Annotated in this window: 13 protein-coding genes and 1 pseudogene; 7 read left to right on the top strand and 7 right to left on the bottom strand. The window is 61.1% G+C overall.

The window, feature by feature from the left end; genetic code table 11:
• Positions 1 to 73 precede the first annotated feature (73 nt).
• The 5 genes and pseudogenes from CRN80_RS08000 to CRN80_RS08020 all read right to left on the bottom strand — a co-directional run bounded on the left by CRN80_RS08000 (position 74) and on the right by CRN80_RS08020 (position 4,675).
• The gene (locus tag CRN80_RS08000) at positions 74 to 2,119 is read right to left on the bottom strand and encodes a diguanylate cyclase (RefSeq protein ID WP_098949915.1); all 2,046 of its coding nucleotides are present in this window, start codon (positions 2,117 to 2,119) and stop codon (positions 74 to 76) included.
• A complete protein-coding gene (locus CRN80_RS08005) occupies positions 2,116 to 2,994 on the bottom strand; it encodes an endonuclease/exonuclease/phosphatase family protein (RefSeq protein ID WP_003187377.1) in 879 nt (292 codons plus the stop codon). Before CRN80_RS08005 ends, CRN80_RS08000 begins: the two co-directional genes overlap by 4 nt.
• A gap of 10 nt (positions 2,995 to 3,004) precedes the next feature.
• A complete protein-coding gene (gene dsbA / locus CRN80_RS08010) occupies positions 3,005 to 3,640 on the bottom strand; it encodes a thiol:disulfide interchange protein DsbA (RefSeq protein WP_003187375.1) in 636 nt (211 codons plus the stop codon).
• A gap of 167 nt (positions 3,641 to 3,807) precedes the next feature.
• Complete coding sequence (locus CRN80_RS08015; protein ID WP_098949916.1) at positions 3,808 to 4,434, bottom strand: cytochrome c4; 627 nt, start codon at positions 4,432 to 4,434, stop codon at positions 3,808 to 3,810.
• A 33-nt stretch (positions 4,435 to 4,467) separates the two neighbouring features.
• Positions 4,468 to 4,675: pseudogene (locus CRN80_RS08020) on the bottom strand (cytochrome).
• A 192-nt stretch (positions 4,676 to 4,867) separates the two neighbouring features.
• Between CRN80_RS08020 and yihA the strand changes: the two are divergent.
• Positions 4,868 to 5,509 carry a ribosome biogenesis GTP-binding protein YihA/YsxC gene (gene yihA / locus CRN80_RS08025; protein ID WP_003187369.1) on the top strand — a complete coding sequence of 214 codons (642 nt, stop codon included), beginning with the start codon at positions 4,868 to 4,870 and terminating at the stop codon, positions 5,507 to 5,509.
• A gap of 271 nt (positions 5,510 to 5,780) precedes the next feature.
• Here the strand turns inward: yihA and polA are convergent, their stop codons facing one another.
• Positions 5,781 to 8,576: a DNA polymerase I gene (gene polA / locus CRN80_RS08030; RefSeq protein ID WP_098949917.1), complete on the bottom strand. Its 2,796-nt coding sequence runs from the start codon at positions 8,574 to 8,576 to the stop codon at positions 5,781 to 5,783.
• A 74-nt stretch (positions 8,577 to 8,650) separates the two neighbouring features.
• Here polA and CRN80_RS08035 point away from each other — a divergent pair, with 74 nt between their 5' ends.
• Both CRN80_RS08035 and CRN80_RS08040 read left to right on the top strand, forming a co-directional pair.
• Positions 8,651 to 8,941, top strand: coding sequence for a DUF2782 domain-containing protein (locus CRN80_RS08035; protein WP_003187366.1), 291 nt, complete (start codon positions 8,651 to 8,653; stop codon positions 8,939 to 8,941).
• Positions 8,942 to 8,997: 56 nt separating this feature from the next.
• Positions 8,998 to 9,951, top strand: a complete 954-nt coding sequence (locus CRN80_RS08040; protein ID WP_098949918.1) for a homoserine kinase — start codon at positions 8,998 to 9,000, stop codon at positions 9,949 to 9,951.
• 108 nt (positions 9,952 to 10,059) lie between these two features.
• Here CRN80_RS08040 and CRN80_RS08045 read toward each other — a convergent pair whose 3' ends face one another.
• The gene (locus CRN80_RS08045) at positions 10,060 to 10,989 is read right to left on the bottom strand and encodes a zinc ABC transporter substrate-binding protein ZnuA (protein ID WP_098949919.1); all 930 of its coding nucleotides are present in this window, start codon (positions 10,987 to 10,989) and stop codon (positions 10,060 to 10,062) included.
• A gap of 58 nt (positions 10,990 to 11,047) precedes the next feature.
• Here CRN80_RS08045 and zur point away from each other — a divergent pair, with 58 nt between their 5' ends.
• From zur to CRN80_RS08065, 4 genes are read left to right on the top strand one after another with little or no spacing between them, the layout of a single operon-like run.
• On the top strand, positions 11,048 to 11,530 hold the full coding sequence (zur, locus tag CRN80_RS08050) for a zinc uptake transcriptional repressor Zur (RefSeq protein WP_003187362.1): 483 nt from the start codon (positions 11,048 to 11,050) through the stop codon (positions 11,528 to 11,530).
• A complete protein-coding gene (gene znuC, locus CRN80_RS08055; RefSeq protein WP_003187361.1) occupies positions 11,530 to 12,300 on the top strand; it encodes a zinc ABC transporter ATP-binding protein ZnuC in 771 nt (256 codons plus the stop codon). Before zur ends, znuC begins: the two co-directional genes overlap by 1 nt.
• Positions 12,293 to 13,081 (top strand): zinc ABC transporter permease subunit ZnuB, encoded by a 789-nt coding sequence (gene znuB, locus CRN80_RS08060; RefSeq protein ID WP_003187359.1) that lies wholly within the window; start codon positions 12,293 to 12,295, stop codon positions 13,079 to 13,081. Before znuC ends, znuB begins: the two co-directional genes overlap by 8 nt.
• Positions 13,082 to 13,118: 37 nt before the next feature.
• On the top strand, positions 13,119 to 13,838 hold the full coding sequence (locus CRN80_RS08065; RefSeq protein WP_014716334.1) for a PA5502 family lipoprotein: 720 nt from the start codon (positions 13,119 to 13,121) through the stop codon (positions 13,836 to 13,838).
• Positions 13,839 to 13,867: the final 29 nt, after the last annotated feature.

Below are 13,867 nucleotides of genomic sequence, written 5' to 3' on the forward strand. Positions count from 1 at the left end.
CTGAAAGACGATAATGCAACAGTGTAACGTACGACTCACGGCCAGGCGGTCAAATTACAAAATGGAACATCTTTTATGCCGCCTGCACCTGATTACGCCCCGCGGCCTTTGCCCTGTAGAGCGCTTCATCGGCACGCTTGAGCGCCAGGTCACTGCGCTTGCCGGGTTGAAACTGCGCCACGCCCATGGACACCGTGATCGTCACCGGCTCACCCTTGAAGTGGAACGGGCACGCGGCAATGGCCTCACGCAATACTTCACCTACGGCCAACGCATCCGCCAAGGTCGAGTCGGGCATGAGCAGCACAAACTCTTCACCCCCAAAACGTGCGATGAAGTCAGTCGGCCGCAGGCGCTTGCTCAGCACATTGGCGATGATCTTCAAGACTTTGTCCCCTGCCAGGTGACCGTAACCGTCGTTGATGCGCTTGAAGTGGTCCAGGTCGAGCATGGCCAGCGACAGGCTGTTACCGCGCTGATGCCAGGCGTTGACTTCGTAATCGAGGCGTTCGCTCCACGCCGCACGGTTGGGCAAGCCGGTGAGCGGATCGATCAAGGCCTTCTGGCGCTGCACCTCCAGGTGCTCGCGGTAGCCCTGGGCCTCCTGCTCCATATGGGCCACGCGTTCAGCCAGGCCTTTTAAACGTGCGGCCACTTCCTGTTCGCGCAGGTCACGCTGCTGCTGGTGTTCGTCCATGGTGCCGAGCAAGCCTTCAAGGTGGCTTTCGAGCACCTGCTTGAGGCTGTCCAGGTCGGCGGCGTCCTGCACGCTGCTTTGCAGGCCATCGACCTGCTCACGAATCTGCGTGTCCAACTCCCGCGCAGCCAGGCTGCTATCGGCGTGGCCCTCGCTGGCGACCTGCAGATGGCCCTGGAATGCCTCGAGACGCTCGTTGAGCTGCTTGAGGTAAGCCTCGAATTCATGCTGGCCACTGTCGGTGATCGCCAGCATCAGCACCGCCAGGTCATCGAGGATCGGCAGCAGTTCGTACCAGTTCAAGCCATGGGCGAGACGCTCACGCATCGCCTCGGCCTGGGGTTGATGGCGTTCGGGCAGGGAAAGATCTTCCAGCAGGCCGAGTAAAGTGCCTTCAATATGTTTGGCCACCGAGCTGTAGGACGGTTCAGGTGAATCGGGCAGGGCATAGGTGCCGTCCGATTGCAGCTCGTCTGGCTCGGGGCTTTCCAGCACAGGGGGTAGCGACAGGCTGCCGATGCGGGTCTCATCCGGCGTTTCAATTGGAACCGGCGGCGGTTCGATAAAGGCGGCGAGTGCGCTTTCGTGAGCAGGTTCCGCAACTGGCGGCGCCTGCACGTCGGGTTCAGGTAATTGCGCGGGCGCAATCGACGGCAGCTCTGGAGCATCGAATACCGGCGTTTCGCTGGCGACCTCTTGCTCTTCGGCCGCTGCAACAGGCGCAGGCTTCAAGGGTGGCAACGGTGCAAAGGCACGCAAAGCTTGGGTCAATTCTTCTGATTGCGCAGGTTCTTCCGGTTCGGGCACGGGTTTGGGCGCTGCGGGTTTTGACGCTGCCGATTGCGCTGCCGGCAGTGGCTCGGCATCAACCGCAAGCGCTTCGCTGGCGGCTTCTTTACTGCCGAACAGGCGCTGCAACAGGCCTGGGCCTGGGCGTGCAGTTTCGCCATCCGGCTCCAGATTATTCAACGCCTGCCCCTGCAGGCTGCTCAGCTCACTGAGTAGCAGCGGTATCTCCCGCGCTTGCGCCACGCGACCATCGAGTTGCTTGGCGAAGGTTTTCAGCGGGCGAGCCACTTCGCGGGGCAGCGGCAGCTTTTGCAACTGGGTGACCAAGGCGGTGAGCGCGGTGCTGATCTGGTCGACGCGGGTTTCGCGGCGCTGCTCCGAATCCAGCACGGCCTTTTCCAGACGCGGCAGTAAAGCGGCGAGGGCAGCATCCATGTCGTCCGTGCGCACGACATCGCGCATTTCCTTCATGCATTGATCGACGGCGCGGTCGGTGCCTTCAGCGGCCAGCGTGCTGCGCACCAGCCCGCGGCGCAGCAAATCGAGGCGGGCGGCCCAGCGGCGTTCGAGTTTGTCTTGTTGCTCGATGCTCTGAAGGTACTTCTCTTTCCAGCGCTGGGCGTCGTCGCTCATGCAAGGGGTCCGCGAGGGCCTGGGCTCAACGCGGGTAATGCATCAGCCGTGAGCGAACCCGGCAGACGAATCTCTACCGCGACCGGCAGGTGATCGGAAATGGGCTGCGCCAGCACCTGCACACTTTCCAGTGTGAGGCTTGGGCTGAGCAGGATATGGTCAAGACAGCGCTGCGGGCGCCAGCTGGGAAACGTGGCTTCGACTTGCGGGGCCAGTAACCCCAGGTCGCGTAGCGGAGAATTTTGCAGCAGGTCGTTGGCATGGGTGTTCATGTCACCCATGAGCACCTGGTGCTTGTAGTTGCCAATCAATTCACGCACGTAGGCCAACTGCAGGTTGCGCGTACGCCCCCCGAGGGCCAGGTGCATCATCACCACCACCAAGGCTTCCGGGCCTTCGCCAAAACGCACAAGGATCGCCCCGCGGCCTTTGGGGCCTGGCAAGGGGTGATCTTCAATGGCAGTGGGTTTGAGACGGCTGAGCACGCCGTTGCTGTGCTGTGCCAGGCGCCCTAGATTACGGTTGAGTTGCTGATACCAGTACGGAAAAGCCCCCAACTGAGCCAGGTGTTCCACCTGGTTGATATAGCCGGAGCGCAGGCTGCCGCCGTCGGCTTCCTGCAGGGCGACCAAGTCGAAGTCGCTGAGCAGGTCGCCGATTTTCTGCAAGTTACCGGTACGCCCCTTGTGGGGCAGCAGGTGCTGCCAGCCACGCGTGAGGTAGTGCCGATACTTCTCGGTACTGTTGCCCACCTGGATATTGAAGCTGAGCAGGCGCAAGCGGCTATCTGCCGGCAGGCCCGTGGACTCCAGGTGATGCTCGTTGACCTGCGGTTCATGCAGGCCAACGACACGCTCGGTACCCCAGCGGCGCATGGCGAGCCCCTTACTTGGCAGCGCGTTCTTTGGCAATCAGTTGGTCAGCAACGTTCAGGGTCGCTTCAGGACCACCGGTGCTGCCCAGGTCGAAACGGTATTTGCCGTTGACGATCAGGGTTGGAACGCCTTGCACGCCGTACTTCTGCGCGAGTTCCTTGGCCTGTTTGATCTGGCCCTGGATAGCGAAGGAGTTGAAGGTCGCCAGGAACTTGTCCTTGTCGACACCCTGAGTGGCAACGAAGTCAGCCATTTCGTCCGGCTTGGTCAGGCGCTTGCCTTGTTTCTGGATCGCTTCGAAGACGGCGTTGTGGACCTTGTGCTCAACACCCATGGCTTCCAGGGTCAGGAACAGTTGGCCGTGGGCGTCCCATGGGCCACCGAACATGGCAGGAATGCGACGGAAGTTAACGTCCTTGGGCAGCTTTTCAGCCCATGGGTTGATAGTCGGCTCGAAGGCGTAGCAATGCGGGCAGCCGTACCAGAACAGCTCCACCACTTCGATCTTGCCCGGTACTGCAACGGGAACCGGGTTAGCCAGCTCAACATAGGTTTTACCGGCTTCAAGCGGCACATCGGCAGCTTGTGCGGTCATGCCGAAGAGGCTGGCAGTGACGAGAGCGGCGCTGAGGATCAGATTACGCATGCTTTACTCCTGGACAAATAAAGTCGCCTCACGCGACCTTTGTTGTGACAGGTCTACGCGGACATGAGTTCGTTAGTGTAACGGCAGCGGCCACAAAAAAGGGCGGCCTGAGCCACCCTTTTTATGCTTGCATCGCGGGATTAATCGAGCGTTAACGCCCGGCCCGGTCAGTGCAGGCCCTGGATATAACTGGAGAGGGCTGCGATGTCTTCGTCGCTCAGCTTGCGAGCGATGGTGCGCATGGTCATCGCGTCGCCATCGTTGGCCCGGCCGGCTTCTTCTTTGCGAAAGTCGGTCAACTGCTTCGCGATGTAGGTGGCGTGCTGGCCGCTCAGGTGCGGGAAGCCTGCGGCAGCGTTGCCTGCGCCATTGGGCGAGTGGCAACCGGTGCAGGCAGGCAAGCCTTTTTCCAGGTTACCGCCACGGAACAACTGCTCTCCACGGGCGACCAATTTAGGATCGGCAGCTCCCACGCTACCCTTCTGGCTGGCAAAATACGCCGCGAGGTCCGCCAGGTCCTGATCGTTGAGATTGGTCAGCAGGCCGGTCATTTCCAGCACCGTGCGCTTGCCGCTCTTGATGTCGTGCATCTGCTTGCTCAGGTAACGTTCACCCTGGCCGGCCAGTTTGGGGAAGTTCGGCGCCGGGCTGTTACCATCCGGCCCGTGGCAGGCACCACACACGGCGGCCTTCGCTTGACCGGCAGTGGCATCACCTTTGACGGGGCCCTCTGCAGCGACGGCAGCGCCTGTGATGCCCAAGGTCAACAGCAGACTCACGATCAGTTTGTTCATCAGCTAATCCAACTACGGCTAAGGGTTTAAGAGTTATCTACCGGGTTTACTCACCATCACATCAGTGACGGCCTGGTAATCCTCAGTACTGCAGTCCATGCACAAACCACGCGGCGGCATTGCCTTGAAACCCTGGGTCACGTGCTGCGCCAGCCTGACCATGCAAACTCGGTTGATCCTGTGTAGCCTGAGCGCCGTAAAGCGGAATCAGGGCAGCAGAAGCGAGCAACCGTCGGTCCATACATCGACCTTTTCAGGGTTTGAGAGCGTTTTGCGTTCTAATGCGCAATAAAGGTCTTTCGCTCCCGTGAACTTCATCCTTCGCTGGGACAAAGCACACACAAAATCTGCGGCATTATATACTGGCGCTACTGAAACGGAAACGACACCGCTTGCCGCACCCTTTCTCGGCACCGCCCACATCGGAAATCTCATGCAACTCAAGAACCCCATCCTCGGCCTGTGCCAACAGTCCACCTTCATGCTCAGCGCCGCCAAAGTGGACCAATGCCCCGATGACGAGGGCTTTGAAGTCGCCTTTGCCGGCCGTTCCAACGCCGGTAAATCCAGCGCACTGAACACCTTGACCCACGCCAGCCTGGCGCGCACCTCGAAAACCCCGGGCCGCACGCAACTACTCAATTTCTTCAAGCTAGACGATGATCGGCGTCTGGTCGACCTGCCGGGCTACGGTTATGCAAAAGTACCTATCCCGCTGAAGCTGCACTGGCAGCGTCACCTCGAGGCTTACCTGGGCGGTCGCGAGAGTTTGAAGGGCTTGATTCTGATGATGGATATCCGTCATCCAATGACCGACTTCGACTTGCTGATGCTCGATTGGGCGGTCGCCAGCGGCATGCCGATGCACATTTTGCTGACCAAGGCCGACAAGCTCACCTACGGTGCAGCCAAGAACACCCTGCTCAAAGTGCAGTCCGAAATTCGTAAGGGTTGGGGCGACACCATCACCATTCAGCTGTTCTCCGCCCCTAAGCGCATGGGCCTGGAAGAAGCCTACACCGTACTGGCCGGCTGGATGGAACTCGCTGACAAGGGCGCAGAAATCGCCGAATAACTTTTCTGCGGGCAAAAAAAACCCCGGACTTCTTTTGGGGAGGGGAAGTTCGGGGTTCAAGTTCCGGACCGCTAGGGCGGGGTCCAGAATTATCTGCCAACACTTAACACAACATAGGAGCATTGAAGGGCTTCACCACCCATTCAGTAACTCTGAGTGGCAGTTCACAGGTTAAGTTCCGACAGGCTCAAAAAACTATTGGAAATAACTGACCGCGGTTTGCGCTCTAAACCGCCTCGCCACCGCGCAATGTGATGGCGAAGCCGCAGAATCAGTGCGCCTCGTCCCAGTTATCGCCTACGCCTACGTCCACCACCAAAGGCACGTCCAACTGCGCCGCCGCGCTCATATGCTCGCGAATCTTCTCGCTGACCTGCGCGACCAAGTCTTCACGCACCTCCAGCACCAATTCGTCGTGCACCTGAAGGATAACCTTGGCATCCAGGCCCGACTCGGTCAGCCAGTTATCCACCTGCACCATGGCTTTCTTGATGATGTCCGCCGCCGTGCCCTGCATCGGCGCGTTGATCGCCGTGCGCTCGGCCGCCGCGCGCTCCTGGGGTTTGTTGGAGTTGATATCCGGCAAGTACAGGCGTCGCCCGAAGAAGGTTTCGACATAACCCTGATCCGCCGCCTGGGCGCGGGTGCGCTCCATGTATTCGCGAACCCCAGGGTAGCGGGCGAAGTACACATCGATATAGGCCTTGGCGGTCTTGGTGTCGACGCCGATGTCCTTGCCCAGCTTCTGGGCACCCATGCCGTAAATCAGGCCGAAGTTGATCGCCTTGGCGCTGCGGCGCTGGTTGGACGTAACCTCGTTCAATTCAACCTTGAACACTTCGGCCGCCGTGGCGGTGTGCACGTCCAGGTCATTGCGGAAGGCGTTCATCAAGCCTTCGTCCTTGGACAAATGCGCCATGATCCGCAGCTCGATCTGCGAATAGTCCGCCGCCAGCAGCTTATAGCCCTTGGGCGCGACAAACGCCTGGCGAATGCGCCGCCCCTCGGCGGTGCGCACCGGGATGTTCTGCAGGTTCGGGTCGCTGGAGGACAAGCGCCCGGTCGCCGCGACGGCCTGATGGTAAGACGTATGAATACGCCCGGTACGCGGGTTGATCTGTTCCGGCAGGCGGTCGGTATAGGTACTTTTAAGCTTGCTCATGCTGCGGTACTGCATGAGTACCTTGGGCAGCGGGAAATCATCCTCGGCCAGTTTGGCCAGCACTTCCTCAGCCGTGGAGGCCTGGCCCTTGCCGGTTTTTTTCAGCACCGGCATGCCAAGCTTCTCGTACAGGATCGCCCCGAGCTGCTTGGGCGACCCTAGGTTGAATTCTTCACCGGCGATCTCGTACGCCTGGCGCTCCAGTTCAACCATCTTGTTACCCAGTTCGATGCTCTGGATGCCGAGCAGGTCCTTGTCCACCAGTGCGCCCTGGCGCTCGATGCGGGCCAGCACCGGCACCAGCGGGATCTCGATGTCCGTCAGCACACTGGCCAGGCTCGGGATCGCTGCCAGTTGCGCGTACAAGTGCTGATGCAGGCGCAAGGTCACATCGGCATCTTCGGCCGCGTAAGGGCCGGCTTGCTCAAGGGCGATCTGGTCGAACGTAAGTTGCTTGGCGCCTTTGCCGGCGATGTCCTGGAAGCTGACCGTGTCGTGGTCCAGGTATTTCTTCGCCAGGCTGTCCATATCGTGCCGCGTCGCGGTGGAGTTGAGCACGTAGGATTCAAGCATGGTGTCGAAGGCGATGCCGCGCACGGTAATGCCCTGGGCAGGGTCGCCCCCAATGGCGCAGTTGGCCAGGATGTTCATGTCGAACTTGGCGTGCTGGCCCACCTTGAGTTTGGTCGGGTCTTCCAGCAACGGCTTCAAGGCCAGCAGCACGGTGTCGCGGTCCAGTTGTTCCGGTGCACCGATGTAGGCGTGCGTCAGCGGAATGTAGGCAGCCTCATGGGGCTGCACCGCGAACGAAACCCCAACCAATTGCGCCTGCTGGGCGTCGATCCCGGTGGTTTCGGTATCGAAGGCAAACAGCTTGGCGTTGTTGAGCTTCTTCAGCCACAGATCGAACGTGGCCTGGTCAAGAATGGTGGTGTAAACCGTCTCTACGGGCACCGATACCACCGCCTCCACGGGTACCTGCGCGACAGGCGCGACTTCATTGGCCGCCTTCAGCTCGACGCGCTTGGTGTCACGTTGGATCTCGTCGTACCAGCTCTTGAACTCAAGCAGCGTGTACAGCTCCAGCAGCTTTTCGCGATCCGGCTCGATCAGGTGCAAATCGTCCAGCCCGATATCCAGCGGCACATCGATCTTGATCGTCGCCAACTGATAGGACAGGAATGCCATCTCTTTATGCTCTTCCAGCTTGGCCGGCAGGGTCTTGGCCCCCCGGATAGGCAGGGTCGGCACAATATCCAACTGCTCATAAAGCTCTTTGAGGCCACCATTGACCCCAACCAGCAAGCCGGAGGCGGTCTTGGGGCCAATGCCCGGAACGCCGGGAATGTTGTCGGACGAATCCCCCATCAACGCCAGATAGTCGATGATCTGTTCCGGAGCGACGCCGAATTTCTCCTTAACGCCCTCGATGTCCATCGAGCTACCGGTCATGGTGTTGACCAAGGTAATGTGGCCGTCCACCAGCTGCGCCATGTCTTTGTCACCGGTGGAGATCACCACCGGGCGGCTGGCGGCCGCGCTGCTGCGGGCCAGGGTGCCGATCACGTCATCGGCCTCGACGCCCTCGACGCACAGCAACGGGAAGCCAAGAGCGATCACGCTTTGATGCAGCGGCTCGATCTGCAGGCGCATGTCATCGGGCATGCTCGGGCGGTTGGCTTTGTATTCGGCGTACATCTCATCGCGAAAAGTCCCACCCTTGGCGTCGAAAACCACGGCAAATGGGCTGTCCGGGTACTGCTTGCGCAGGCTTTTGAGCATGTTCAACACGCCCTTGACCGCACCGGTGGGCAGGCCTTTGGAGGTGGTCAGCGGTGGCAGCGCGTGGAAGGCGCGGTACAGATAAGAAGAACCGTCCACCAGGACGAGGGGCGCTTGGCTCATGAGCAGGATCAACCTTTTCGGCGGGTCAGGCGCTAGAATAGCCGGACCAATGAAAACAAAGGGACAAGGTTATCATGCGTACATTCAATCGCCTGCTGTTGACCGGTTTGATTGCACTCGCTCCGATGGCTGCCATGGCGGCAGACGATGCCCCTTCGGCAGACCCGGAAGTTACCATTCGCACGGAAGGCGACAAAACCATCCAGGAATACCGCCAAAACGGCTTCCTGTACGCAATCAAGGTCACCCCGAAGGGCGCACCACCGTACTTTCTGGTACGTGCGGACGGCACCGACGCGAACTTCATCCGCTCTGACCAGCCGGATATGCTGATCCCGTCATGGAAGATCTTCGAATGGAAATGATTTCTTAATTTTAACCGGCGCTGCCCACCGCAGCGCCCGTAACGGCAGTTTTAACCATGTCTGTGTTCACCCCCCTGGCTCGGCCCGAGCTGGAAACCTTTCTCGCCCCTTACGGGCTCGGCCGCCTGCTTGATTTCCAGGGGATTGCCGCCGGCAGCGAAAACACCAATTTCTTTATCAGCCTGGAGCAGGGCGAGTTCGTCCTGACCCTGGTTGAGCGTGGCCCGGTGGCAGAAATGCCGTTCTTCATCGAACTGCTCGACGTGCTCCACGACGCCGACCTGCCGGTGCCGTACGCCCTGCGTACCACCGACGGCATCGCTTTGCGCGAACTCAAGGGCAAACCGGCCTTGCTGCAACCGCGCCTGGCGGGCAAGCACATCAAGGAGGCCAATGCGCAGCACTGCGCCCAGGTTGGTGAACTGCTCGGCCACCTGCACCTGGCCACCCAAGGCGAAAAGGTACTTGAACGCAAGACCGACCGTGGCCTGGAGTGGATGCTCAGCGAGGGTGCGCAGCTTATTTCGCACCTCAACGAGACCCAACAACGCCTGCTGCGTGATGCGCTGGCCGAGATCGACGCCCACAAGGCCGACATCCTCGGCCTGCCACGGGCGAATGTGCACGCCGATCTGTTTCGCGATAACGCGATGTTTGAAGGCACGCACCTGACGGGCCTGATCGACTTCTACAACGCCTGTTCGGGGCCGATGCTCTACGACGTGGCCATCGCCTTGAATGACTGGTGCTCGGATGCCGATGGCGTGATTGACGGGCACCGCGCCCGGGCACTGCTGGGCGCCTACGCGGGGCTACGGGCCTTTACCGCGAAGGAAGCCGAGCTATGGCCGACCATGCTGCGGGTGGCGTGCGTACGGTTCTGGCTGTCCCGGCTGATCGCGGCCGAGTCATTTGCCGGGCAGGATGTGTTGATTCATGACCCGGCTGAGTTCGAGCACCGCTTGGCGCAGCGTCAGCAGGTCACGGTCCACCTGCCGTTCGCACTCTAAAAAGCCCTACTCGGTCAATGTGGGAGCTGGCTTGCCTGCGATAGGGGTATCGACTGACACTCCGCTATCGCGGGCAAGCCCGCTCCCACAGGGGTTTTGTGTTGCCTGTTAGAGCGACTCCAGGCAACCGGCGAGGTCATTGCCGAGCTTTTCCAGCACCTGCTCATAACCCTGCGCGGTGGCCGGCGTATAGCCACCCAACGCATCCAACTCCGCCAACTTCACCGGCAACCCGGCAACCAGGGTTTCGGCCAAGCGAGGTCGCAACGGCGGCTCGCTGAACACGCACGTCTTGCCCACTTCCTGCAAACGCGCGCGCATCGCCGCTACGTGCTGAGCGCCCGGCTGTACTTCGGCGGCCACGCTGAACACGCCCGCATGCTTCAAGCCGTACGCCTCTTCGAAGTAATCAAAGGCTTCGTGAAACACGAAGTAGGGCTTGCCATCAACCCCCGCCAAACGCTGCTTCAGGCGCGCATCCAGCGCGTTCAGGCGTTCTTCGAAGGCTTTGGCATTGCTCTGATAACGCTCGGTATTGGCCGGGTCGGCGGCGCTGAGGTCGGCCGCCATCCGTGCGGCGATCACGCGCGCATTGACGGTCGACAGCCACAGGTGCGCATCGACACTGCCTGGGCGGTGGTCGTGATCATGCTCGTCGGCTTCATCGGCATGGGAATGGCTATCTTCGCCGAAAATGCGCAGTTTCATGCCCGGCAGGTCCTGCACGGCCACCGTTGCCGCTGTACGGCCTTTAAGCACACGCGGCAAAAACGTTTCCATGTCCGGCCCAATCCAGTACAGCAGGTCGACCGACTGCACGCGCCGTACGTCGGATGGGCGCAAAGCAAAGTTATGCGGCGACGCCCCCGGCGGCAGCAATACCTCTGGAACAGCCACCCCGTCCTGCACGGCAGCGGCAATCAGTTGCAACGGCTTGATGCTCGTCAGCACCTTGACCTCGGCCTGAGCGGCACCCGCAACGAACAAACTGGTGACAAATACGACAAAAACGGGAAAAAGTCGGGACACGATGACCACTCGATGGCGTAGGAACGGGTAACATAATAACGTCTCTATCAAATATCTGTCGCCGCTCATGCCTAAAACACCGCTTGCCAGCCGTCCCCACGACCACTCTCACTGCGTGCACACCGCATTGTCAGAGGCCGACACCCTGTGCGCGAAGAAAGGCTTGCGCCTGACCGCCTTGCGTCGCCGGGTGCTGGAGCTGGTGTGGCAGAGCCACAAGCCTTTGGGCGCGTACGACATTCTCGGCGTCCTCAGCGAGCAGGACGGCCGCCGCGCCGCACCGCCTACCGTTTACCGTGCACTGGATTTCCTGCTGGAAAACGGCCTGGTGCACCGTATCGCCTCGCTCAACGCCTTTGTCGGTTGCAACCACCCGGAGCACGCGCACCAAGGTCAGTTCCTGATCTGCCGCGAGTGCCACGCCGCCATTGAGCTTGAACAAAAAAGCATCAGCGACGCCATTGTCAAAAGCGCTGCCGACGTTGGCTTCAAGGTCGAGGGGCAAACGGTCGAAGTGGTCGGCCTGTGCGCAGGCTGCCAGGGGGTTTGATGAGCAATGCGTTAATCCGCCTGGAGCAGGTCGGGGTCACGTTCGCCGGGCAAAACGTGCTGGAAAACATCGCACTGAGCGTGGAACCGGGGCAAATCGTCACCCTGATAGGCCCCAACGGCGCTGGCAAGACCACCCTGGTGCGCGCCGTACTCGGGCTGCTCAAGCCACACAGCGGCACGGTTTGGCGCAAGCCCAAGCTGCGCGTGGGTTATATGCCGCAAAAGCTGCATGTGGACCCGACGTTGCCGCTCTCCGTATTGCGCTTCCTGCGCCTGGTGCCCGGCGTAGACCGCGCCCGCGCCCAGGCTGCGCTTAAGGAAGTGGGCGCCGAACACGTCATCGACAACCCCGTGCAAAGCATCTCCGGCGGCGAAATGCAGCGCGTGCTGCTGGCCCGCGCCTTGCTGCGCGAGCCCGAATTGCTGGTACTCGATGAGCCGGTGCAAGGTGTCGATGTCGCCGGCCAGGCCGAGCTGTACAGCCTGATCACCCGCCTGCGCGACCGCCATGGTTGCGGCGTGCTGATGGTCTCCCACGACTTGCACCTGGTGATGAGCACCACCGACCAAGTGGTCTGCCTCAACCGCCACGTGTGCTGCTCCGGCCACCCGGAACAAGTCAGTGGCGACCCGGCGTTCGTGGAGCTGTTCGGCAAGAACGCCCAGAGCCTGGCGATCTATCATCACCACCACGACCACGCCCATGACCTGCATGGCGCCGTCGTCGATACCCCCCACGTTCATGGAGATAGCTGCAAGCATGGCTGATTTTCTGCTCTACGCCCTGCTGGCAGGCTTGGCTTTGGCTCTGGTGGCGGGCCCACTGGGCTCGTTTGTGGTCTGGCGGCGCATGGCCTATTTCGGCGACACCTTGTCCCATGCCGCCTTGCTGGGCGTGGCCATGGGTTTTCTGCTGGATGTAAGCCCGGCCATCGCGGTGACCGTCGGTTGCCTGCTGCTGGCGGTGCTGCTGGTGACCCTGCAGCAACGCCAGCCACTGGCTTCCGACACACTGCTGGGCATCCTTGCGCCCAGTACCTTGTCCCTGGGCCTGGTGGTGCTGAGCTTCATGCATGAAGTGCGCATCGACCTGATGGCCTACCTGTTCGGCGACCTGCTGGCTATCAGCCCCACTGACTTGGCCTGGATCCTCGGCGGCAGCGCTGCCGTGCTGGTGTTGCTGGTGACCCTGTGGCGCCCGTTGCTGGCGATCACCGTGCATGAAGAACTTGCCAAGGTAGAGGGCTTGCCCGTCGCAGGCCTGCGTATGGCGCTGATGTTGCTCATCGCCGTGGTGATTGCTGTCGCGATGAAGATTGTCGGCGTATTGTTGATCACGTCGCTGCTGATCATTCCAGCCGCCGCCGCCCAGCGCCACGCTCGCTCTCCGGAGCAGATGGCGATTGGCGCCAGCCTCCTGGGGATGCTTGCAGTGTGTGGTGGCCTGGCGCTGTCCTGGTTCAAGGACACACCGGCCGGGCCGTCGATTGTGGTTACGGCGGCCGCCCTGTTTCTGCTGAGTTTTGTCCTGCCCCGTCGAGGGGTGTAGACTTGCTCGCTTTTTGCGCAAATAGAGAGTCGCAGGAATGAAGCCGTTCACCTCCCGTTATCTGCTCCTTGCCGCATTTTCACTGCTGCTGGGCGCCTGCCAAAGTACGCCGCCCGCCGCCCCCCAGGCTCCGGATCCGCGCGCTGCGGCCATCGCGCAGCTGGAACAAAACCTGGCCAGCAGCGAATTGGCCACCGCCGAAGACCAGTTGGCCGCACTGCAGGCCCAATCGCCCAACGACCCGGCACTTGAGGCCTACCAGCGTCAATTGGCCGAAGCCTACCTGCAGCGCAGCCAGATCGTGCTGCAAAAGGGCGATGTCAACGCTGCCGCCACGGCCCTGAGCCGTGCCCGCGCCTTGATGCCCAAGGCCCCTGCGCTGACGGGGGGCGTCAACAGCGCCATCAGCCATGCGCGCAAAGCCGAATTGGACCAGGCAGAAGCCGCGTTGAAAGCCGCTGAAGCCAAGCCCGCCGCCAAGGTCATCGACCCGGCAGCGCCGAGCACCACCGTGGCGCTGAACCTGGCGGATGTCGAAGATATGCGCCATCAGTTGGACGCGATCGCCACCGACGTGGTGAATTACCAGTGCGACGTCAGCATCCAGGTGCCACGTACCCAGGATTACCCGTGGCTGGCCACGTTACTGACCAAGCGGGTCAAGCGGATTGATTCGGGGTATGACCTGAAGATTCACCGGCAAATCCTGAAACATATTCCGGCGCAGGTTGTGCTGATTCCGCGCAAGGCGGACTAAAAGCATCGCAGGCAAGCCAGCGCTGGCTT

Origin of the sequence: Pseudomonas sp. FDAARGOS_380 (assembly GCF_002591235.1) — a bacterium.
In the GTDB taxonomy this organism is placed as follows: domain Bacteria; phylum Pseudomonadota; class Gammaproteobacteria; order Pseudomonadales; family Pseudomonadaceae; genus Aquipseudomonas; species Aquipseudomonas salmasensis.

Coding starts and splice junctions, on each gene's coding strand:
- CRN80_RS08000 (WP_098949915.1), bottom strand. CDS start 2,119: ATGAGCGACGACGCCCAGCGCTGGAAAGAGAAGTACCTTCAGAGCATC.
- CRN80_RS08005 (WP_003187377.1), bottom strand. CDS start 2,994: ATGCGCCGCTGGGGTACCGAGCGTGTCGTTGGCCTGCATGAACCGCAG.
- dsbA (WP_003187375.1), bottom strand. CDS start 3,640: ATGCGTAATCTGATCCTCAGCGCCGCTCTCGTCACTGCCAGCCTCTTC.
- CRN80_RS08015 (WP_098949916.1), bottom strand. CDS start 4,434: ATGAACAAACTGATCGTGAGTCTGCTGTTGACCTTGGGCATCACAGGC.
- yihA (WP_003187369.1), top strand. CDS start 4,868: ATGCAACTCAAGAACCCCATCCTCGGCCTGTGCCAACAGTCCACCTTC.
- polA (WP_098949917.1), bottom strand. CDS start 8,576: ATGAGCCAAGCGCCCCTCGTCCTGGTGGACGGTTCTTCTTATCTGTAC.
- CRN80_RS08035 (WP_003187366.1), top strand. CDS start 8,651: ATGCGTACATTCAATCGCCTGCTGTTGACCGGTTTGATTGCACTCGCT.
- CRN80_RS08040 (WP_098949918.1), top strand. CDS start 8,998: ATGTCTGTGTTCACCCCCCTGGCTCGGCCCGAGCTGGAAACCTTTCTC.
- zur (WP_003187362.1), top strand. CDS start 11,048: ATGCCTAAAACACCGCTTGCCAGCCGTCCCCACGACCACTCTCACTGC.
- znuC (WP_003187361.1), top strand. CDS start 11,530: ATGAGCAATGCGTTAATCCGCCTGGAGCAGGTCGGGGTCACGTTCGCC.
- znuB (WP_003187359.1), top strand. CDS start 12,293: ATGGCTGATTTTCTGCTCTACGCCCTGCTGGCAGGCTTGGCTTTGGCT.
- CRN80_RS08065 (WP_014716334.1), top strand. CDS start 13,119: ATGAAGCCGTTCACCTCCCGTTATCTGCTCCTTGCCGCATTTTCACTG.